The organism is Singulisphaera acidiphila DSM 18658 (assembly GCF_000242455.2).
GTDB lineage: Bacteria > Planctomycetota > Planctomycetia > Isosphaerales > Isosphaeraceae > Singulisphaera > Singulisphaera acidiphila.
In genome coordinates this window covers 9,566,245-9,585,876 of the sequence record NC_019892.1, presented here as the reverse complement: position 1 = coordinate 9,585,876, position 19,632 = coordinate 9,566,245, and the positions used below count along the sequence as shown (strand labels likewise).

General features: G+C 64.6%; 14 protein-coding genes. 4 read left to right on the top strand and 10 right to left on the bottom strand.

The window, feature by feature from the left end; genetic code table 11:
• Positions 1-192: 192 nt before the first annotated feature.
• The gene (locus tag SINAC_RS36880; RefSeq protein WP_015250631.1) at positions 193-1,341 is read right to left on the bottom strand and encodes a hypothetical protein; all 1,149 of its coding nucleotides are present in this window, start codon (positions 1,339-1,341) and stop codon (positions 193-195) included.
• A gap of 382 nt (positions 1,342-1,723) precedes the next feature.
• On the opposite strand from SINAC_RS36880, the gene SINAC_RS36875 reads away from it, so the two are divergent.
• The 3 genes from SINAC_RS36875 (at position 1,724) to SINAC_RS40440 (ending at position 4,488) form a co-directional block, all read left to right on the top strand.
• Positions 1,724-2,080 (top strand): hypothetical protein, encoded by a 357-nt coding sequence (locus SINAC_RS36875; RefSeq protein WP_015250630.1) that lies wholly within the window; start codon positions 1,724-1,726, stop codon positions 2,078-2,080.
• 988 nt (positions 2,081-3,068) lie between these two features.
• Entirely contained in the window at positions 3,069-4,049 is a 981-nt protein-coding gene (locus tag SINAC_RS36870) for a DUF1559 domain-containing protein (protein WP_015250629.1), read from the top strand.
• Between the two features lie 250 nt (positions 4,050-4,299).
• Positions 4,300-4,488, top strand: a complete 189-nt coding sequence (locus tag SINAC_RS40440; RefSeq protein ID WP_157579485.1) for a hypothetical protein — start codon at positions 4,300-4,302, stop codon at positions 4,486-4,488.
• A 280-nt stretch (positions 4,489-4,768) separates the two neighbouring features.
• Here the strand turns inward: SINAC_RS40440 and SINAC_RS36865 are convergent, their stop codons facing one another.
• Together SINAC_RS36865 and SINAC_RS36860 are read right to left on the bottom strand one after the other, a co-directional pair.
• Positions 4,769-6,181, bottom strand: a complete 1,413-nt coding sequence (locus tag SINAC_RS36865; RefSeq protein ID WP_015250628.1) for an inorganic phosphate transporter — start codon at positions 6,179-6,181, stop codon at positions 4,769-4,771.
• 562 nt (positions 6,182-6,743) lie between these two features.
• On the bottom strand, positions 6,744-8,252 hold the full coding sequence (locus tag SINAC_RS36860; RefSeq protein ID WP_015250627.1) for a S1C family serine protease: 1,509 nt from the start codon (positions 8,250-8,252) through the stop codon (positions 6,744-6,746).
• 423 nt (positions 8,253-8,675) lie between these two features.
• Between SINAC_RS36860 and SINAC_RS36855 the strand changes: the two genes are divergently transcribed.
• Positions 8,676-10,136 (top strand): DUF1501 domain-containing protein, encoded by a 1,461-nt coding sequence (locus tag SINAC_RS36855; RefSeq protein WP_015250626.1) that lies wholly within the window; start codon positions 8,676-8,678, stop codon positions 10,134-10,136.
• A 141-nt stretch (positions 10,137-10,277) separates the two neighbouring features.
• Here the strand turns inward: SINAC_RS36855 and SINAC_RS36850 are convergent, their stop codons facing one another.
• From SINAC_RS36850 to SINAC_RS36820, 7 genes are all read right to left on the bottom strand, one after another.
• Positions 10,278-11,315, bottom strand: a complete 1,038-nt coding sequence (locus SINAC_RS36850; RefSeq protein WP_015250625.1) for a DUF1559 domain-containing protein — start codon at positions 11,313-11,315, stop codon at positions 10,278-10,280.
• Between the two features lie 295 nt (positions 11,316-11,610).
• Positions 11,611-14,058, bottom strand: a complete 2,448-nt coding sequence (locus SINAC_RS36845; protein ID WP_015250624.1) for a vWA domain-containing protein — start codon at positions 14,056-14,058, stop codon at positions 11,611-11,613.
• Positions 14,048-16,237 carry a VWA domain-containing protein gene (locus tag SINAC_RS36840; protein ID WP_015250623.1) on the bottom strand — a complete coding sequence of 730 codons (2,190 nt, stop codon included), beginning with the start codon at positions 16,235-16,237 and terminating at the stop codon, positions 14,048-14,050. Before SINAC_RS36840 ends, SINAC_RS36845 begins: the two co-directional genes overlap by 11 nt.
• Entirely contained in the window at positions 16,234-17,163 is a 930-nt protein-coding gene (locus SINAC_RS36835) for a DUF58 domain-containing protein (protein ID WP_015250622.1), read from the bottom strand. The genes SINAC_RS36840 and SINAC_RS36835 overlap by 4 nt, the downstream gene beginning before the upstream one ends.
• Before the next feature lie 127 nt (positions 17,164-17,290).
• Positions 17,291-18,343 carry an AAA family ATPase gene (locus tag SINAC_RS36830; protein WP_015250621.1) on the bottom strand — a complete coding sequence of 351 codons (1,053 nt, stop codon included), beginning with the start codon at positions 18,341-18,343 and terminating at the stop codon, positions 17,291-17,293.
• Between the two features lie 29 nt (positions 18,344-18,372).
• Positions 18,373-18,939: a Uma2 family endonuclease gene (locus SINAC_RS36825; protein ID WP_015250620.1), complete on the bottom strand. Its 567-nt coding sequence runs from the start codon at positions 18,937-18,939 to the stop codon at positions 18,373-18,375.
• Between the two features lie 54 nt (positions 18,940-18,993).
• Positions 18,994-19,554, bottom strand: a complete 561-nt coding sequence (locus SINAC_RS36820; protein ID WP_015250619.1) for a Uma2 family endonuclease — start codon at positions 19,552-19,554, stop codon at positions 18,994-18,996.
• Positions 19,555-19,632: the final 78 nt, after the last annotated feature.

Below are 19,632 nucleotides of genomic sequence, written 5' to 3'. Positions count from 1 at the left end.
GTGTGGTTGTGCCTTCGGCCCGACGTGCTGGGGAAAACGGTGGGGACGCGGGTCATCGACCCCAGTATGTCCCGTGGCCGGGATGGAAGGAAGCGACTGGTTTTGCCGTTCCCCCCATCCGCAAGAGGTTGGCCCTTGGCCGTCCCAGACGCGTGACGGCTGGGGGCGTTATCTCCATGGCGGTGGCGACACTCAAGGAGCAAACCAAGGCTTGGCGAGCGGGTCGAGCTTGAAGAAGTCGAGCATGAGCTTGGCAACCTTGTCGCGGCCCGCTTCTGAAGGATGGGTTCCATCGTCGGCGAGGTCAGCGCGATTGTAGACGAGTTTGTCGCTCGCTCGCGGGGTTGTGCCGTCCGCCCAGAGATAAGGGCCCCAGAGGAGCAGGGGTGCTTTGATCGGCCCTCGCTCTGCTTTGAAGTTCAACGCGTCACTTCCCTTGATCTGGTCCTGAATGAGCCAACGCGCGGGGAACGCGGATTCGAACGCGAAGGGTTCGGGGTTGAGATGGGTTGTCGCGTAGCCGCCGTAGATGCGGCTTGAGAGATACACGATCCGCAAGTTCGGGAACCGACTCTTTGCGTTCTGGATCACGGCCAGCGTGTCGCGCTGTAACTTCCGCCCATGCTCTTCCAAGTCGCCGTGCGGACCCTTGTTGGCGAGTTTGATCCAGGCGATCTGCACCTGCTTAGGCGCGACCTTGGCGCGGGTCAGCAATTGCTCGGCGATGGTCCATGGCCGTGCATCCGGTGGGGCCCACTCGGCCATCGCCTGCCCACCTTGGGCGCAATCGACGATGGTCAACTTTGCGGACTTGGCCGGGGCCGCGTCGGCGATCCGCTTGAATCGCGCAAATTCTTGCGTCGCGTTCGACATGCTGATCGAGACGAAAACAATCTTCCCGTCCGCGGCAGGCTGCCCGTCGGCGTCCAGCGGCTGGATGCGTGCCAACTCCTGCTCCGCCTCGCGGCGATGGCTGTCCGGCGGTGTATTCCGGCCCCCACCGTACAGGCCACCCTCTTGCTGCTTGTAGCGATCCTCCGCAGTCATCTCGCTCAGCGGCTTGACCCCGATCGATTCCCGGGGGACCGGCCGGGGACCTTGCTGTTGTCCCTGGCGCGCGGCGATGGCTCGTTTCAGGTAGGCGGTCTCGTCCTCCGTCAGCATTTCCCCTCGCTGCCGCTTATCCAGCAACGTCCGTGCCCGCTCGAAGTCGATCGGCTGTTCTTTGGGATCCGCCGCCGGCCGGACTGGGTCGGTTGCCGGCGATGTCTGGGCCTCGGTCATGGTTCCCAAGATCAGTGACAGCCAGCCCACCGCCGCCGCGATTCGCTTGTGGTTCATTCCCGGTCTCACTTGCGTTGGATTGTCGTCAGAACGGCTTGGCCAGTGGCGTGAGCCGTATTTCGATGGACGCGCCGCCGCTAGGGTACGTTGTCCCTGAGAGCCGAGCGAGAGCCCAGGGAGACCGCCGGCCGGTTTTCAATTCCGGCTCCAGATTGCAAGAACACGCTGTTGGTCAACGACAGCGGCGGTAGGGGTGGCCCCCGGATCCTGGCCTGCAGCGGAGATGAGCCGGTCTGCTCGACCGGCCAGCGCGGTTCTACGCGCGTAGTCGAGCCGAGTTTCGGACCGTTCGAACCGGCCTCTGGTTGGATGTCTCTCGCCGCTGTAGCATTGCGCTTGCGGGTCTGCCGACTCGCGTCTCCCAAAGGAGTCTCAAGCCATGCAGGAACCGTCGTCGAAGGGCGAGGAGCCCGACCCCCAGGTCGCGAAGGATATTGAGGAACTCGCACGTCGGCTTCGTGAGGCGGAGCACCTGGAGCCGGAGGTCAGGGAGGAGGCGGCCGACCTCCTGGGTGACCTGACCCAGGCGCTACACCCGCCCGAGCCCCATACCGAAGAACTGGCCGAGAGCACCGCCCAACTGGTGCGAGCCGTGAGTGACCAGCACGAACCTGGACTGATCGAAGCAGCCAAGGAACGTCTGGAGGAAGTGGTTATCAAAGCGGAGACCAAAGCACCGGTCGCGACCGACATTGTTCTTCGACTCATCGATGTGCTGGCTGGGATTGGGATTTGAGCCGGATGCTGTTGTGCGTATATGGAATGAGAAAACTCAGTGGTCGTCGGCGGGGGCTCCGCGATGTTTGTCTGTCGAGCGTCCGGAGTTCTCGATCATACTGAGACGGCTCACTCGGCAGGGACTGACCCGCTGCTGAATCGCTTTTCGCCGTAGCTCGGCCGAGCTTGGCGTCGGTCGAATGTCTTGGAAATTTCCGCGTGATTCTTCGGCACGACCCTTCAGGAACGGGTGTCCCGTAGCGTGGTGAAGACGTCAGGAAGTCGCGCATTCGCTAATGTACTCGCGTTTTGTGTCATTTGTGGTGAGGAGCCAAAGTTGCTTCGAATTGCGGCAACTCACTTGAGAATCGCTTGGCTGACGTTTTGGGTGAGTGGATCATGTGCGACTAATTAGTTGGAACTTGTCGATAAAGAGATGGAAACCGCTTGCGGCTTCTCCACCGCCTGCTATTATTGTCAGAGACAATCCAATAGCCGACGACTGTCAAGTGACATGACATGAAGTCGAATCCGGCCTGGAGATATTGGGGAGAATCTGGGTTTTTCCCTTGACGGAAACCCTCGTTTTTCACAATGCTCTGATTGTTGTCATTTCTGCTTCATTAAGCGGGTTGGTCGTGCAGAATTAGGTTTAGCGGTCCATGAATTCCTTGGGGATTCGGCCGCTAGTCCTGGTATTTCGTCGTTCGTGTCAACCTCGTTGGTGGGAGGGGTCTCGCTGCTGCGTCTTATTCATCAAAAAATGATGAGGTCAGTACTAGATTGGTGGGAGGATGGATGGAGATCGTCCGCCGAGATCCGGTGGCTCTCTCTCAATCTGTGACACCGCCACCACGAGGAGGACAAGTCTTTCCACCCGCGGAATTTCGGGGGTGTGATCGCCCGAAGAAAGGCGTTTGTCGGGCTCTTGATCGTCGAACGCCGCTTCGGACATTCACCGCGAGTCGCACTGATCCGGATTGCTGTCGTCATTGAGGAGTGATTTTATGCCCACTCGGCGTCGTGCCTTCACTTTGATCGAATTACTGGTCGTTATCGCCATCATTGCCGTTCTGATCGCCTTGCTGCTGCCTGCCGTGCAGGCGGCCCGCGAGGCTGCACGGCGTGCCCAATGCATTAATAATTTTAAGCAAATGGGCATTGCTATGCATAACTATCATGATACCACGGGGTCATTCCCGATCGGTCGCATGGGGAGTGGTTACTCCTACGAGTCGGTTTCGCCGAACGACAACCGGCGGACTTGGGCGTTCATGATCTTGCCTTACTTCGAGCAAGGGGCCCTCTACAACGCGATCAACTTCAGCGTCCCCTTTTACGAGTGGGAACAGACGACCGCCCTGATGACCAGCATCTCGATCTGGCAATGCCCGAGCGATGCCGGGGCAAAGAGCATTCAGGAACCCACCCTGCGTTACAAACGCCGGAAGGCGAGCATGGCCGCGAATTGGGGCAACTCCCACTTCTGGCAGAGCGAGGCAGGGCGAGGCGCGGCCGGTCCGAACCCCTGGACCACCAACGCTCCCGCCGGTCCGGTCACCTTCAGCGGCGCCCCGTTCAAGGGGAATCTCTCGACGAGCCTGCGGGACATGACCGACGGGACGAGCAACACCTTGCTGGTGGGTGAAGTGATCGTCGGAGTTAACGATGACGTGAACTACGATCATCGTGGCGATATTTTCAATGACGATTACAATTGCTCGATGTTCATGGCGTATACGACGCCCAACTCCAAGATTCCTGACCAGCTTGCTTTCTGCGCTCCGCCTACACTGGTTGCGGGAAACCCGCCGTGCAATACGAACGAGCCGAAGTTCAACGCCTCGCGAAGCCGACACCCGGGCGGGGTCAACGCCGTCTTTGGTGACGGGAGTGCCCGGTTCGTCAAGGACAGCGTCAACCTGAACATTTGGCGCGCCCTTAGCACTCCCAACGGCGGCGAAGTGATTAGCTCAGATGCTTATTAAGGTGATTGCGCCTCGCGAACAGGTTGGGAGCCCCTTGAGGGGGCTCCTCCTGCTTTACTGAAACACGGGCGGGGCGGTTCGCCCCGCCCGTTGGAATTTCTTCCAGGTAGGCGGGGAGCTGATTCGCTCGTTCCCCTCAAAACGGTATCGAAAGACTGAGAGCTTATGCTTCCCGCTTGCCTGGGCGGCAATCTCTCACGTCTAAGTATCGGGAATTGACTTGGCTCTCGACCTCTTTAAGGAAACCAGAATGGCCACTCCGTCTCGAATTCGAGCCTTGCTCGCTTTGTTTCTGCTCGCCGGATCCTCGATATTCGGTTGCGGTAGCGAACCGCCGCCGGCCCCGGCGGCTCCGGCTGCTGCTTCGCCGGCCGTTGACACGGGCCCGCCCAGCGGTGCCGCCGCCGATGCGGCGCGGGCGAAGTCCCCTCGGAAGTAGAGTCGACGTCGCAGTCCGACTTCAACGGGATGTTCCAGGCCAGAACTCGCGACAACGTCCCGGGAACAGATTTGCCCACAAGCCCGCTCCGTTGCTGGGTTCCTTGCAACTCTAACGGGGCGGCCGTTCCTCGCCAAAGGGGGGCAAGCCCCCTGGAGACGATCCGTGTGCCTGTGGGATTTGCCAGAGCCCCGAAAGGGGCGACCGTCAAGAGCCAAGCCCGGACTCTGACGATCGCTCCTCTCGGGGCGGCATTTTTTTTTGAGAACGCGTGCTGTTGTTAGACGGCCACCAAGCGGAACAAGAGATAGAGTCCCCCCGCAAGCAGCATTGAGACGGGGAGGGTCAGGAGCCAGGCCAGGGCGATGTTGCGGACGGTCTTGCCTCGCAGGCCCGACCCGCTCGCGGCCATCGTGCCGGCGACGCCCGAGGAGAGGACTTGGGTCGTGCTGACGGGGAGGCCGCCGAGATCGGCCAGGCCGATCGTGCTCATCGCCACGAGTTCCGCGCTGGCCCCCTGGGCGTAGGTCAGATGGCTCTTGCCGATTTTTTCGCCGACGGTAAGGACGATCCGCTTCCAGCCCACCGTGGTGCCGACCCCCAAGGCGGTGGCCACGGCCATGAGGACCCAGGTCGGTGAATACTCGATCAAGGGTTTCATCTCCGCCTGGCACTGGCTGACCGCCTTCCAGTCCTGGTTTGAAATGCCCGAATGCTTCGTGTGCTTCAAGGCGGCCAGTCCTTTGCTCAGCCTCAGCAGGTTGGCCCGGACTTGCCAGCGAGCCTCTTCCGGGATCGCGTGCAGGGTCGGGTAGCGCTTGAGGGTCGCGCGGAGGGCGGCCAGTTCGTCGAGTAAGGCAGAGGTCCCGGGGACGGATTCACGTTGCTGGAGCAGGCTCTCAAGCCTGGCTGCGGCGGCCAACGTTCGCTGCACCTGGGGCTCGCCCGCCTTGGGATTCAGCGCGTAATGCGCGGGGAGGACGCCGATCAGGATGAGCATGATGAGCCCGATCCCCTTTTGGCCGTCGTTGGAGCCGTGCGCGAAGCTGACTCCCGTGCAGGTGGAAACCAAGACGGCGCGGATCCAGAATGGGGGCGGTCGGTCTTCGATGGGGGGCTCGTAGAGCTCCGGGCTCCGGATCGTCGCTTTCAACGTGAGGTAAAGGGCCGCCGACAGGGTGAAGCCGATCAAGGGGGAGATCAAGAGCGAAAGCCCGACCTCGCGCGCCTTGTCCCAGTTGACTCCCGCGCCGAAGACGTGGCCGGGCAACAGGGAGTTGGCCAGGCCCACCCCCACGATCGCCCCGATCAGGGTGTGTGAACTCGACGCCGGCAGCCCCAGGAACCATGTCCCGAGGTTCCAGAGGATCGCCGCGATCAGGAGCGCAAGCACCATCGCCAAGCTCGCGCCCGACCCGGCCCGGATCAGCAAGTCGACCGGCAAGAGGTTCACGATGCTGAAAGCAACCGCCGTCCCGCCCAGGTAGACGCCGCAGAAGTTGCAAAACCCCGACCACAGGACCGCCGGCCAGGGGCGTAGCGACTTGGTGTAAATGACTGTGGCAACAGCGTTTGCCGTGTCGTGGAACCCGTTGACGAACTCGAACCCCAAGGCGATCGCCAAGGCCACGATGAGCAGGGCCAGCGATCCGCCACTGAGGGAACCGGAACCGTCGAATAAAGAGAAAATCATACCCGGTCCGATCCGCGACCTCTGAGAAGGGGGTGACTCTAAGAACCGATCTCAGCAGGCGGAAAAAGGGACACCCTCCCGTGATGATGGCAACTGTCGGGGGCCACGGGGACCGAGAGTACGGAACCCGTGGCGCCTGGCGGATCGCAGACTGAACGGGTGGTCACGCTCCACCCGTCGTTGGGAATATGTACGTTAGTGGTTCAGGACCCCGTGGATCAAGATCGCCACCCACCCGCTTGGGGCGATTCTCGCTCGCAATGCACACCCGTCGAAGAAATCAAAAGGGGGGGACTGGACAATTTGGTCTGGGCCACTCGACTAGAATACACGAATATCATCACCAGATCGACGGCCACATAGGTCCGGGGCTTTGGCAATTGCCGCGCCGTCCGCCGATCCGTTGCGCGAACGTCACTACCCGCAGAAATGCGTCGGGAGCTTGGGCAGGGCGATTCGCGCGACCGCCAAGCTCACTGCAGTGGCCGCGACCAGGATCATTTGCGTCGCCCAGCGCGAACGGTCGCCCGCGCTGGGCTTGCCCCCCGTCGTTCCTCCCGGCTCATTTTTTCTCGGACCAGACGGCCTTCAAGTCATCGGACGCCTGCTGCCGTAATCCGTTGTCGTTGAGGATGTCTTCGGTGGCGCGGAGGGCCTCCTCGCGGTTGAAGACGATCGTTTCGGAGGCGCGGTCGTCGAAGCTGATCGTGATGTACGTGTCGGTCGCGTCGCGGAGGAGTTCAACGAGGTGGCGGATGTTGCGGACGCGGGTGCCGTTGATTTCCTTGATCACTTTCATGAACGGGTTTGAATAGCCCTTGCTGATTGCGTGCGGAAACATCGGCGCGGCCACCACGACGAGTTCTTCGCCGTCGAATTTGGGCCGGTCACCCCGTCGCGTGGCCATCGGGCTGCCGATGGCGCTGAAGAGGGCGGCGGTCCGATCTCCGAGGCCGGCGAGGATCTCCGACGAGACGGGTGAGAAGACCAAGGGGCCGAAGACGAAGTACTGGGGATAGCGGCCGCCGAGCGACTCGATCAGCATCTCGTGCTTCGGGCTGACGGGCAGCTCGATGGTGGTCGGCTTGCCGTCACGGACGATGGTCAGGGGGACCTTGCCGTCCTTGGCGAGCTTCTGGACCAGGTACTGGAACCGGAGCCTGAGGTTCTCGCGGGCCTTGACCATGCCCACGTTGTCGACGTCTTGGTCGCCGATCTTGGTGATCAGGTCCCACTCCTTGAGCGGGTACGACTCTTCGTCGCTGTCGGGCCGGTGGACGACCATGCCCGTGGCCTTCTTGTCGACCTTGAGCTTGCTGCGGAGGGCGTCGTTTTCCAAGGTTTGCAGGATGTCGTGCATTGCCGGCTTGCCGTCGTATCGGCCGTCGGCGACATCCTTGAGGAACAGGTCGATCTCCTCGCTCGGGATGATGTAGCCGATGTTGTCCGACTGGTTGAGCCGGCTGAAGATCAGGCCGATGAGCTTGTTGTCGACCAGGGCGGGCCCGCCGCTGTTGCCCGGGTTGATGGCCGCGTCCACCTGGATCCGGACTCCGGCGGTCTGCTCGTTATAGCCGGCGAACTCGATCCGCGAGACGATCCCTTTGGTCACCGACAGGCTGGTCCCCCCTTGGGGATAGCCGTAGACCAGCACCGAGTCTTTGACCTCGGGGAGCGCCTCCGTCCGGGTCAGGGGGGGGCGTTTGTCGAAGAAGGACTCGTCTGCGAGCTTGAGCACCGCGAGGTCCATTCCCGTGCTGATCGCCTCGACCGTCGCGGGGATTTTATCGCTCGACTGGTGCGACTCGACGAATAACTGGCTGGCGTAGAGGACGACATGCGCGTTGGTCAGAATCCGCTTCCCGTCAATCACCACGCCGGTGCCGCTGACGTCGCGTGGGCTCTGCTTGGTCCACGGCTTGACGATCTCGGGCAGCCGCATCGTCGCGGAGACCTTCACGACCGACTCGCGGATCGCGCTTTCTTCGGCGTCGTCTGCGTGGGCCAGGCAGGGGGTTGTGAGAAGGAACGCCGCTCCGAGTAAGGCCCGGACAGTCCGTTTGTCGTGCATCGCTTGGGGCTCGTTGATTTCGGATTCCGTGTCTTGTGTTGCGATCGCACAAACGGCGAAGCGTCGCTCGCCGGAGTCGAATCGGGGTCAACGCCCCGACCCTTCCCCTAAAGTGTGCGATCGATCGGTCCACATCTTACAACGGGCCGAACCCCCGGCGTAAGAGAGTCGCCGGGAACCTTGGCAAGGTGCGCTGAGGGACATCGGGGGGGTGGCCCTGCGACGTTTGAGAGTCGTTGACCCTTGGATTGCACACGTCTTAAAGGTAGCCCGGGGCTGAACCCGGCCCCGGTTACCTAATAAAGTACTCACGCTCTCGGTTTGGATTTATCTTTAACAAAGGGATTTCCCTGGAGGATCGGGGCGGGGTAGACTGCGCTGGGCGATGGGACATCGAAGCGATTTCGCCGAGGAGTCGTCGCAATGGAGCGGTCCGAAGGGCGGGGGCCGTCACGGTTTCCGTGGTCTGGTCCGTGGGGTCGGCGCGACCTCTTGCGCGTCGGATCGATGGCCGTGGCCGGGTCGCTCTTGCCTGGTGGGGCAACGGCGACAACAACGTCGGAGCCGGTTTCGAGGACGGCGGAGTCGGTCCTGATCCTCTGGATGGCCGGCGGTGTGACGCATATCGACTCGTTCGACCCCAAGCCTGACGCTCCCGAGTTGATCCGGGGTACGCTCGGGACGATCGCCACGGCGGTGCCGGGCGTCCGGTTCGCCGAGTGCCTGCCCGGATTAGCGCGACAGGCCGACCGCTTGACCGTGCTCCGCAGCTACTCTCACGACAACAATGACCACTTCCAGAGTCAGGCGTACGCGCTCTCGGGTCGCAAGGTGGGGATGACCCAACTTACGACTGAGCCGAACGTGGGGTCGGTCGTTTCGTCATTGCGAGGGCCCAGACGCGACCTGCCGGGCTATATCACGGTCCCGGGAATCACTCGCCCTGGTCCCCCGCCACTCAACCTCTTCGTGGCCGGCTGGCTTGGCGAGGCTCACGCCCCGTTCGCTGTCGGTGGCGAACCCAAGCAACCCGACTTTACCGCTGGTTTGAGCGAGAAGCCGGCCAACCCTACTTCCGTTCTCGAGGACAGTCTGAGGCCCGAGGCCTTGATCTTGCCCGATGGGCTCGATGCCGCTCGCCTGACCCGTCGCGCCGGGCTCCGTGGCCTGATGGAGCAGGCGCTCCGCGACGCCGATCGGCGGGGGCTGCTCGGAGCCGTCGAGAGTCACTATGCGGGGGCCTTTCGGTTGTTGAACTCGCCCGAGGTGCGTCGGGCGTTCGACTTGCAGGAGGAACCCGAGGCGACCAGGGCGGCGTATGGCCGCACCAAGATCGGCGGGCGCTGTCTGCTTGCTCGCCGGTTGATCGAGGCCGGAGCGCCGTTTGTGATGGTGGACTACGGCTACGATCCCGACTACGGCAACCTCTGGGACAACCACAACGTACCCGCCCAACGCTTCCCGCCGATCGGCGAGATGGCGCTTCGGCCGTACCACCTCGCGGGCATGGATCGGGCCTTCGCCGCCTTGATCGCCGATTTGGCCGCGCGGGGACTGCTCGACTCGACCCTGGTCGTCTTCCTGACCGAGTTCGGTCGCACCCCCAAGATCAACACTGGCGGCGGTCGCGACCACTGGGGCCGGGCCGGCTCCCTCTTCTTCGCCGGTGGCGGGGCCGGGGCGGGGCAAGTCCTCGGCGCCACCGACAAACAAGGGGGGAGCCCGACCGGCCGAGGTTATTCTCCGGCTGACGTCGCCGCCACGATCTACCAGGCCGTCGGCATCCGCACCGACACCATGCTCCACGATCGCCAAGGCCGCCCCCTCGCCGTCCTCCCCGACGGCGAGCCGATCCCGGGCGTCCTTTCGTCGCGCATCCGGTGAGTTTGTTGAGCCAAAGGGGCCTGGAGAACTCCGGTCGGGCCGGCCGTGCGACGGGTTGTCGCTCGGCCAGCCCGAATTTCCGAACGTATCCGATGGCCCCATCCGAAATAAGGATCCCTCCACCTCACTCTTTTGCATGCCTCAGTACGCGTCGGCGCTGAGCACTTCACCGCCTCGGATCGTGTTCAGGCCCATCCAGACCAACGCGTTGATCGAATTCTTGATGTATCGTACGGAGCCGTCGCCCATGCCGACGTTGACCCCGCCGGAGTGGCGGCTCCGGGAACCCGCAAACGCGTCCTTGTCATTGGCGTTCGGAGTGCAGTTCAGCCCGAGAATCGGTTCCGGAGTACAGAAGAGTGTCGGATTGTTATTCAGGTAGTCGCCGCCGTTGACGAGGTTGTAGAAATCTTTGTATGCGTTTGGAGTGAACCTCGACATGAAGGATGCCCCACCGGGAATGCTTGACCACATCATGCCTCGGACATCGTACTGCGCTCCTTGGAGAACCTCACCCGTGAAGATTGTGTTACTGGTTCCGTCCGTAATCGCTGCGATCCCGATGTTCATTTTGTGGCCGAATGCCGACTGCATGTAAGCCGAGGTGGGAGGTCCACTGGCCGTCGAGTAGTCTTGTCCCCAGCCCACGTTTCCCCAACTCACGGCGTAGTTGCCCTTGGTGTTGATAAACGGCGCACTACCGTACTTTGGGCCAGCATAACTGGGATTGATAATGAACGTGTTCAGGCGATCGCTCGGACACTGAAAGACCGCGAGCTTGGTGCCGCTCACCGTACTGTTGGCGTCAAGGGCGGGGATGTTTGTGGCTCCAAGCACCGGTCCCTCGGAACCCAGAGCGTAATTAAATGAGTTGGCCAGCGTTCCCTGCTCGAAATAGCCGAGCATCAGGCAGAACCAGGTCGTGTTCTGCTCACCCGAGAAGATCGACTTCCAGTTCGTTCCATTCCAGATCCGACCTGGTGGGAACGAGCCGTTGGCGCTCTCGTAATTGTGGAGCGCGAGACTCAGCTGCTTTAGATTGTTGACGCACTGCGCCCGGCGCGCGGCCTCGCGCGCCGCCTGAACAGCGGGCAAAAGCAGGGCAATCAGGACGGCGATGATCGCAATCACCACCAAGAGTTCGATGAGCGTGAAGGCCGAACGGCGCAACCGACTCATAGACGTCTCCTTGCTCGGCGTGGCGAGCAAAAAAGAACGGGCTTGGTGCCGGCTCGTGGGCCGGCGCGTTGACGAGAATGACGAAACAGTGTCTCTGACGAAACAGTGCCTCTGTTGTGTGTGGAAATGGCCTATGTCAGAGTAATCGAACGAAGCTGAGCGTGGAAACCCCCTTGTTCAGAAGGCGGTCGATTTGTTCGATCAATCACCGACAAAGGGGAGTGCTCAAACGGATTTGGAGTGGATCTGTTCACGATAGCCACCGGAATCCATCAACGCGAGCCTTGGGGCCGTCTCAGGGCAAGCCAACCCGCTTCCTCATGATCCACTCGCTAGTGACGATGGCGAAGAAGAGGAGCAGGGCCGCAGGGTGGTCCCAGAGCGGGGTCTCCTCGGTTCGGACGGTCTGGCGGGTCCGGGAGCGGAGCAAGGGGGGGAGGGCGTCGGCCTCGAAGTCGGCGAGGACGCGGCCGCCGGTGGCGACGGCGAGGCGGGTGGCCGGTTCGCGGTCGACGGCCAGTTCCACGCGCTCGGAGGTCTCGCGCGCGACGACGTCGAGGAGGGATTGCGGGGCCTTTTTTCCGCCGTTATCGTCCAGGTGGAGGGCCTCGGTGAGCGAGGGGACGTCGAGGCGGACGACGTACCGGCCGAGCGGGAGTGTGGGGGCGTGGCCTTCGTAGGCGCGGGGCTGGCCGGGAATGGGGCGAAGGGGGACCACGGCGACGGCCTCGCCCGTTGCCTCGTTTGCGGACGTTCCGGCCTTGAAGATGCGGGCTGCGATCAGGAGGTCGGGACCTGCGCCGAGGATCCCTTCGGCGATTCTGGCCTGGAGATGAACCCCCTCTCCGTCGGCGACCCGGGGGCGCGTCGGGCCGAACCGGACGAAGGCGTTGCCCGCCGCCAACTTGCCCGAGGCCGCCCAGCGCACGGTCTGGCCCCAGAACCGGTGATGGTAGGTGTCGCCCACCCGGTATCGCCACCGCCAGGTGCCGTCGGTGCCGACCCAGAGGACTTTGCCCAGGCCGTACGCCTGGGCGGCGATGACGGCCGCTGCCTCGTCGCCGGCCAGGGCCAGGGCCGTTGCGCCCGGCTTCGGCTTGCCGGCCAAGCTCCAGGGGAGCCGGGGCAGGCCGGTCCAGAGCAGGCGGCTTTGCTCGGGGTCGGAGGCGAATTGCAGCATCGGCCAGGCGGCGGTGTCGGCACTTGCGACGAGGGTCGGCAAGACGACCGCGCCGGGAGGGAGGCTTAGGGAGGTGGGGCTGGCCTGGCCTGGGGCGATCGCGACGGGCCGGGGGTCGAGCACCGGCAAGAGCTTGCGGGCGGTCTCGTGGCCCGGAAGGGTCGGCCAGAAGCGGGGGCCAGGGCTCAGGATCAAGGTGCCCCCCCGCTCGGAAACGTACGACTCGAGGCGAGCCCAGGTGCCGGGGGGTAGGTCGGCCGGGTCGACGTCGCCGAGGACGATGACGTCGAAGGTGCCGAGCGGGTCGGTGAGGTCGCGCGCGGAGCCAGCCTCGGGCTCGGGCCGGGGGGGGAGCGTGGTGCCGTAGGTGTTGTGAGAGGAGACGCCGGTGGCTTCGGGCTGGTGGAAGACGACGGCCTCGACCTTGACTTGCGGGTCGCGGGTCAGGGCGTTGCGGAGGTAACGGAACTCCCAACGGGCTTCGCCATCCACGAGCAGGACGGCCGCCTTGTCCTCGGACACCTGGACCGAGACGGTGCGGCGATCGTTGTCGGGCCGGACGTCGCCGTCGAGCGGCCTGATGGCGATCGTCATCGGGACGGTGCCTGACTCGGTCATCGGCACGGTGAAGTTGACGACCGGCCGAGCGCTCACCGCGGTTTCGTCGGGAGCGCGGACCCGTCGCTCCAAGGGGGCTGCGCCGGGGCGTTCGAGCGTGACGACGACCTCGCGTCCCGCGTAGCCGTCAAGCTTCAAGGTTGCCTCGATGCTGGCGACGTCTCCCTTGTACACTCCCTCGGGAGCGCGGACCGTCGCGACGGCCGCATCGCGCGGGGGGGCCGTTGCGCCGATCAAGATCGGGTAGACCGGAATGCCGCGGGCCGCCAGGCGGTCGACCGTCGCGGCCGAGTCCCCCGGCCCGTTCTGCCGGCCGTCGGTCAGCAGGACGATCCCGAGCACTGGGGCTTCGCCGTCCTGGAGTGCCCCGGCCAGAACGGGTTGCCAGTCGGTCGACGAGGTGGCCGGGTCGTCGGGCTTGCCTGGTTGCTTGAGCGTTGCGGCCAGGGCAGGCAAGGTCGCTGGCGCGGACTCACGGGCGAAGGCGACGGCCTCGACCTGGTGCGCGGCCTCGATCTGCTCGATCGGCGATCCCTTCCGTTCCAGGAGTCGCCGGGCGATCTCCCTGCGCGAGAGCTTTTCGACCGACTCGCCCGGGCTCATCCGCAAGGTCTTGGTCAAGCGCTCGCGGTCCTTGGCCGGCCGGTCCGGGTCGGTCGTCGCCATGCTCTCCGACACGTCGACGGCGACGATCACCCGCCCCTTGGTTGTTTCACGATAGGAGTGCGATGCGATCGGCTCGAAGAGGGCGAGGACCAGGACGGCCGCCGCAGTGAGCCGCAAGCCGAGCAGGCCGAGCCCCGTTCGCCGTGAGACGAGCCGCCGCTCCTCGCGATAGAGCACAAACAGCAAGACCAGGGCGGCCCCTCCGGCGGCGACCCAGAGCCAGCCCAGGCTTGCCCCCGCCAGCAGGAGCCGCCGAGTCCCGAACAGGTCAAGCACCATTGTGACCGACCCCCTGGCTACGGACGAGGCGGCGGGTCAGGTAGACTTCGAGGCAGAGGCCGGCGAGCGCCGCGAGGATCAGGCCACGCCAGGCTTCGTGGCGGGCTCCGTGCTCGGCTTCGAGAAGGCGGGACGTGAGCCGGGCGGGGTTAGGCTCAAAGACGAGCGGCCAACCCTTGGCGAGCGTCGCCGCCTCGGCCGGCTCGAGGGGAGACGGGTCGGCCTCGTGTCCGTCGGCGACGACCGAGGCAAAGGCGAAGCCGCCGGGCGGGTCGGGGAGGGTCAGGCGATAGACCCCGGCCTCATTCGTATCATCGAACCGGACACGGGCGGAACCCCCTGCGCGGATGATGGGCAGGCTGACTGTGGTCCCCGCCGGCGTCTGGAGTGCCAGGGCTGCGAGATCGACCGGAGGGGATGGGTCGAGGTCGAGGACCCAGGGCTCGCCCGGATGAAGCGTGCGCGGTTCCCGACCGCCGGCCAGGTGGAAGATCCACTCGTGGACCAAGGGGACGAAATCAGGGTTGACCGGCAGGGTGCCGGTCTCGGCGTCGAGGGGGGTCGCCAGCAGGATCACCCTGGCCTGGCCCTGGGGACGCTCGACGACCCAGGGGTCGCCCGTGTCGAACCGGGCAGAGACCGAAGCCCCCGGCGCGGGGGTCAGCAGTCGATAAGCGAAGAGGTTGGCCTCGGCCAAGGGGGGTGTCTCTCCTTGGCCGAATGGCCCCATCACCGGGCCGGCGAACGTCCGGGGGGCGGGGTGGGCCAGCGTGGTTCGCGAGCCCGGCTCCCCCTTGAGGTCCCCGAGCCGTGCCGGGATCCAGGGCTGGGTGTTGAAAGCATCAAGATCGGTCCGGTCACCGGGGGCGACGAGCAGGCCGCCGCCCGCGTTGAGGAAGCGGCCGACGGCGGCTGCCTGCTCCGGGGAGAGTCGCTCGACGTTCGCCAGGACGGCCACGCGCTGCCCTTTCAGAGAGTCGGGAGTCATGGTGTCGAGCGTCACCGTCTGCGCCTGGACCAAAGGGGTGTCGTCGCCGGTCGGAGCGAGGGCCGCGCGGAGGAAGTCGGTCTCGCCGTCGAGCGGCTCGAGGCCGGGTTCGCCATCGACGAGCAGGACGGGGAGGGCGGAGGCGACCTCGATGGGGATGGCCGACTCGTCGTCGGCAGCCAGGGCGTCGTCACCACCGACGAGCCGGACGGCAAGCAGGTGGGCGCCGGGGGTCGCGAGCGTGGTCCGGAACGAGAGCCGGGTCTTGCCGCCGGCCGGGATCGGCCCGGCTGCTTGCCCCGTGCCGGGGACGAGGCGGCCGTCGACGAGGAGCTCCGCAGTGCGGGTCAAGGGGCCTGGACCGGCGTTGGCGAGCGTGGTCGAGACCACGACCGGCAAGCCTGGCGTGACCAGGGGCCGGGAGACCGAGAGCGGGCCGACCGAGCCGTTGGGAGCCTCGGACGCGATCCCCGCTCCGAAGGGGATCGACCAGACACGAGGGGGGACCGGGAGCCGCCCTCGGAGGTCGCGGAGCAGGGCCCAGCGCCCCGATTCGCCGGGTCTCCAGGCGAACCGTTGGCCGTCGGTCAAGACGATCACGTCGCGCCTCGGATTGCCGGTTCGCTCGAGGATTCGGAACGCCTCGGCCAGAGCGGTCGGCAGGTCGCTGGCGCCTCGCCCCGTTTTGAGGCCCGCCAGCGCGGCGTCGATCTTGGCCTGGTCGAAGCGGGGTGGGTCGACCAGGCCGCGAACGCGGTCGCCGGCAACCAGGACGGCCACCGAGTCCCCCGGCCGCAGCCGGGTCACGAAGGTGCGGGCCCACTGGATAGCCAGGTCGTGCGGGGTCGAACCCTTCAGCGTGCGGCCCATGCTCGCCGAACCATCGATGACGAGGACGACGTCGCGGGGAGGGGCTGACGTGCCGAACCCTCCACCGACGGCCGACGCACCCGACCAGAAGGGGCGTGCCAGGGCCAGGGCCACGAGCGCCAGGAGGGCCATTCGGGCAAGCATCAGCAGCAGTTCGGTCAGCCGGAGCCTCTGGCGGTCGCGTTGGCCGAGGTCGAGGAACTGCATCGCCCCCCAGTCCACCACCGGCTCGCGGCGGCGGTTCAGGAGGTGGATGACCACCGGAACTGCCGCGCCGAGCAGGCCCAGGAGCATCGCGGCATTGAGGACCCCTCCGCTCACGAGCGTCCGCTCCCTCGCCGCGAGCGCGACGACAAGTAGTCGAGCAGCGTCGTTTCGACGGTCAGAGCGGTCGACGCCTCGTGATAGTCGGCATTCATCGCCCGCACGCGCTCCTTCAAGGTCGTGCGGAAGGCGTTGAACCGCTCCAGGTAGGTCGCGCGGAGCGAGGCCGGATCGACCCGAAGCGTGTGGTCAAGCCGCTCGAGGTTGCGGAACCGCGCTGGGCGGCGGAACGGAAACTCTGCCTCCTCGGGGGCGAGCGTGTGGAAGAAGAGGACTTCGTGGTGGCGATGCCGCAGGTGCCGAAGCGCCTCGGTCAAAGGGTCGATGGCGTCGAACCCATCGGAGAGGATCACGATCAGACCCCGGCGGCGGATCCGCTCGGCCAGGGTGTTGAGGATGCCGCTCAACGGGGTCTCGCCGCCGGTGTTCGTCTTTTCCAGCACGTTGCAGACGACCGAGAAATGGCCGGGGGCCGAGCGGGCCGGGATCATCGCCCGGACCGTGCTGTCGAAGGTGACTAGCCCCACGGCGTCGCGCTGACTGATCATCAAGTAGGCGAGTGCTGCGGCGAGCCGCCGCGCGTGCTCGAACTTCGAGATTGTTCGCCCGGCGTAAGCCATGCTCCCCGACGAGTCGACGACGAGATAAGCCTTGAGGTTCGTCTCCTCCTCGTATTCCTTGACGTAATAGCGGTCGCTTTTGCCGAACGCTCGCCAGTCGATGTGCCGAATCTCGTCCCCAGGCCCATACTGGCGGTGCTCGGCGAACTCGACCGAAAACCCTTTGAACGGGCTGCGGTGCAACCCTGACATGACCCCCTCGACCACTAGCCGAGCGATCAACTCGAGCCGGCCGAAGCGGGCGAGCGCCGTAGGGTCGATCCCCGCGAGTTCGGGATCCGGGTCTTGAGGGCTGGCGGGCATCGGCAACGGAAGGCCCCATGTCAAAGGGAGAACAGGCAGAATTTAGTCAACAAATAATAAAAAATAAAATTCGCATTTATTTGTGTTTTGTTGTTTTGATGATTCGTGTCCTTCGTGTAATTCGTGGTTAAAGTCTTGAATTCCTCTCGACTGCGCGTTCCGGAGGAGCAGCAATGTCTTGCAAGAGTTGTTCAATCACCTTGTCGGAGTCGATCCCGTCGGCCTCGGCGTGAAACGTCGTGACGATCCGATGGCGGAGGACGGGCTTGGCCACGTGCCGGATATCGGCGATCCCCGCGTGGAGCCGTCCCTGGAGCACGGCTCGGGCCTTGGCGGCGAGGATCAACGACTGGCCGGCTCGTGGCCCTGCGCCCCACGAGACGCATCTGCGAACCATGACCGACGCCTCGGGCTCGTTCGGCCGGCTCGCCCGGACCAGGTCGCGGGCGTAGATGAAGACATGCTCGGGGACCGGTACTCGCCGAACCAGATGCTGTAAGGCGACAATCTGCTCGGCCGAGAGGGTGACTGCCGTCTCCTGGGTTTCGTCGCCGGTCGTGCGGCGGAGGATCTCGAGCTCTTCGGCGGCGGTCGGGTAGGGGACCGTCACGTTGAGCATGAACCGGTCGAGTTGGGCCTCGGGGAGCGGGTAGGTCCCCTCCTGCTCGATCGGGTTCTGGGTGGCCAGGACGAAGAAGGGGTTGGGGAGCGGGTAGCTCGACCCTCCTGCCGTGACGTGCCGCTCCTGCATTGCTTCCAGGAGTGCGGCCTGCGTCTTGGGCGGGGTTCGGTTGATCTCGTCGGCCAGCACGATGTTGGCGAAGATCGGGCCGGCGATGAACGAGAATCGGCGCCGGCCGGTCTCGGGGTCGTCCTGGAGGATGTCGGTCCCGGTGATGTCCGACGGCATCATGTCGGGGGTGAACTGGATCCGCCGGAACGACAGGCTCAAGATCCGCGCGACCGTGCTGACGAGCAGGGTCTTGGCCAGCCCCGGCACCCCCACGAGCAAGACGTGACCGCGGGCGAAGAACCCGGTCAGCAACTCGTCGATCACGTGGTCCTGGCCGATGATCACCTTGCCGATCTCGGCCCGGAGCCGGCGGTAGTCCTCCCCCAACGCAGCGACGGCCGCAACCTCATCGCGGGACGGCTCGGGTCGGTCGGTCGTCGTCATCATGGGCAGGCGGTGCTCCGCTCGGGTGTCGGTCAATCGGTCTGCTCTTCGAAGAGCAGGGCCAGGGGAAGGTGGAAGCCGGGCAAGAGTGGGGCGCCGTCGAGGGTGTTGCCGACTCGAAGGATCTTGACCTCGTTCGGTGACTCATAGACGTAGACGGCGCGTGCCTTCGGGTAGACGACCCAGACGTGCTGCACTCCCGCTCGGAAGTATTCGTCAACCTTGGCGATGATCTCATTGCCCGTATTCGTAGGGCTGTTCACCTCAATGGCGAGGTTGGGGACAACGTCCCAGGCGGCCGTCTGGGGGGCGTTGCGATTGTAAGGCCAGCGGGCATCCGAGACGAATGCCACATCGGGCCGACGCTGGAGGTTCAGGTCGCGATCGATCAGGAAGAGGACTTCGCCTACGACCTTACCCAGCTTGTGGCTCTTGACGAAGGGGAGGAGATAGGCCACGAGCAGAGAGGCAAGCTCCCCTTCATACGCTCCCATCGCCGCTTTCTCCACGACCTGCCCATCGACCACTTCGTAAAGGGTGTCGCCGTTGGCCGGAGGGGCCGGCGCAATGTTGGATCGCGGTGGAGTTACAGTCGCCATGGAGTTCCCTCCTCTGCTCCTCGCGAGATGCGGATCATGCCGTGATTTTGAGTGTCAATCGGCCTGCTCCTCGAAGAGCAGGGCCAGGGGAAGGTGGAAGCCGGGCAAGAGTGGGGCGCCGTCGAGGGTGTTGTCGACTCGAAGGATCTTGACCTCGTTCGGTGACTCATAGACGTAGACGGCGCGTGCCTTCGGGTAGACGACCCAGACGCGCTGGACGCCCGCTCGGAAGTATTCGTCAACCTTGGCCATGATCTCGTCGGCCGTGTTCGTGGGGCTGACGACCTCAATGGCGAGGTCGGGGACAACGTCCCAGGCCGCCTCATGGGGAACCTGGCGTCCGCGTGGCCATCGATCGTGCGAGACGAACGCCACGTCGGGCCGGCGCTGAAGGTCGTTATCGAGCCGGAAGAGCATCTCGACCACGACTCTGCCGCGTTTGTGCGCTGTTGTGAAGGCGCCCATCGCTTGCGCCAGTAACGAAGCGAGCCAGGTCGGGTAAGCTCCCATCGCCGCTTTCTCCACGACCTGTCCATCGACCACTTCGTAAAGGGTGTCGCTGTTGGCCGGAGGGGCCGGCGCAACGTCGGGTCGCGGTGGGGTTACGGTCGCCATGGGGTTCCTCCGCTTCGCGAAACTCGCGGACCATTCCACGCACATTGTACCAGCACGGCCGAGCAGGGGGTATTCGGC

Excerpts from the sequence above, each read along its gene's own strand:
- SINAC_RS36820 (WP_015250619.1), bottom strand. The coding sequence starts at position 19,554 with ATGGCGACCGTAACCCCACCGCGACCCGACGTTGCGCCGGCCCCTCCG.
- SINAC_RS36860 (WP_015250627.1), bottom strand. The coding sequence starts at position 8,252 with ATGCACGACAAACGGACTGTCCGGGCCTTACTCGGAGCGGCGTTCCTT.
- SINAC_RS36825 (WP_015250620.1), bottom strand. The coding sequence starts at position 18,939 with ATGGCGACTGTAACTCCACCGCGATCCAACATTGCGCCGGCCCCTCCG.
- SINAC_RS36880 (WP_015250631.1), bottom strand. The coding sequence starts at position 1,341 with ATGAACCACAAGCGAATCGCGGCGGCGGTGGGCTGGCTGTCACTGATC.
- SINAC_RS36855 (WP_015250626.1), top strand. The coding sequence starts at position 8,676 with ATGGAGCGGTCCGAAGGGCGGGGGCCGTCACGGTTTCCGTGGTCTGGT.
- SINAC_RS36850 (WP_015250625.1), bottom strand. The coding sequence starts at position 11,315 with ATGAGTCGGTTGCGCCGTTCGGCCTTCACGCTCATCGAACTCTTGGTG.
- SINAC_RS36875 (WP_015250630.1), top strand. The coding sequence starts at position 1,724 with ATGCAGGAACCGTCGTCGAAGGGCGAGGAGCCCGACCCCCAGGTCGCG.
- SINAC_RS36830 (WP_015250621.1), bottom strand. The coding sequence starts at position 18,343 with ATGATGACGACGACCGACCGACCCGAGCCGTCCCGCGATGAGGTTGCG.
- SINAC_RS36865 (WP_015250628.1), bottom strand. The coding sequence starts at position 6,181 with ATGATTTTCTCTTTATTCGACGGTTCCGGTTCCCTCAGTGGCGGATCG.
- SINAC_RS40440 (WP_157579485.1), top strand. The coding sequence starts at position 4,300 with ATGGCCACTCCGTCTCGAATTCGAGCCTTGCTCGCTTTGTTTCTGCTC.
- SINAC_RS36835 (WP_015250622.1), bottom strand. The coding sequence starts at position 17,163 with ATGCCCGCCAGCCCTCAAGACCCGGATCCCGAACTCGCGGGGATCGAC.
- SINAC_RS36870 (WP_015250629.1), top strand. The coding sequence starts at position 3,069 with ATGCCCACTCGGCGTCGTGCCTTCACTTTGATCGAATTACTGGTCGTT.
- SINAC_RS36845 (WP_015250624.1), bottom strand. The coding sequence starts at position 14,058 with ATGGTGCTTGACCTGTTCGGGACTCGGCGGCTCCTGCTGGCGGGGGCA.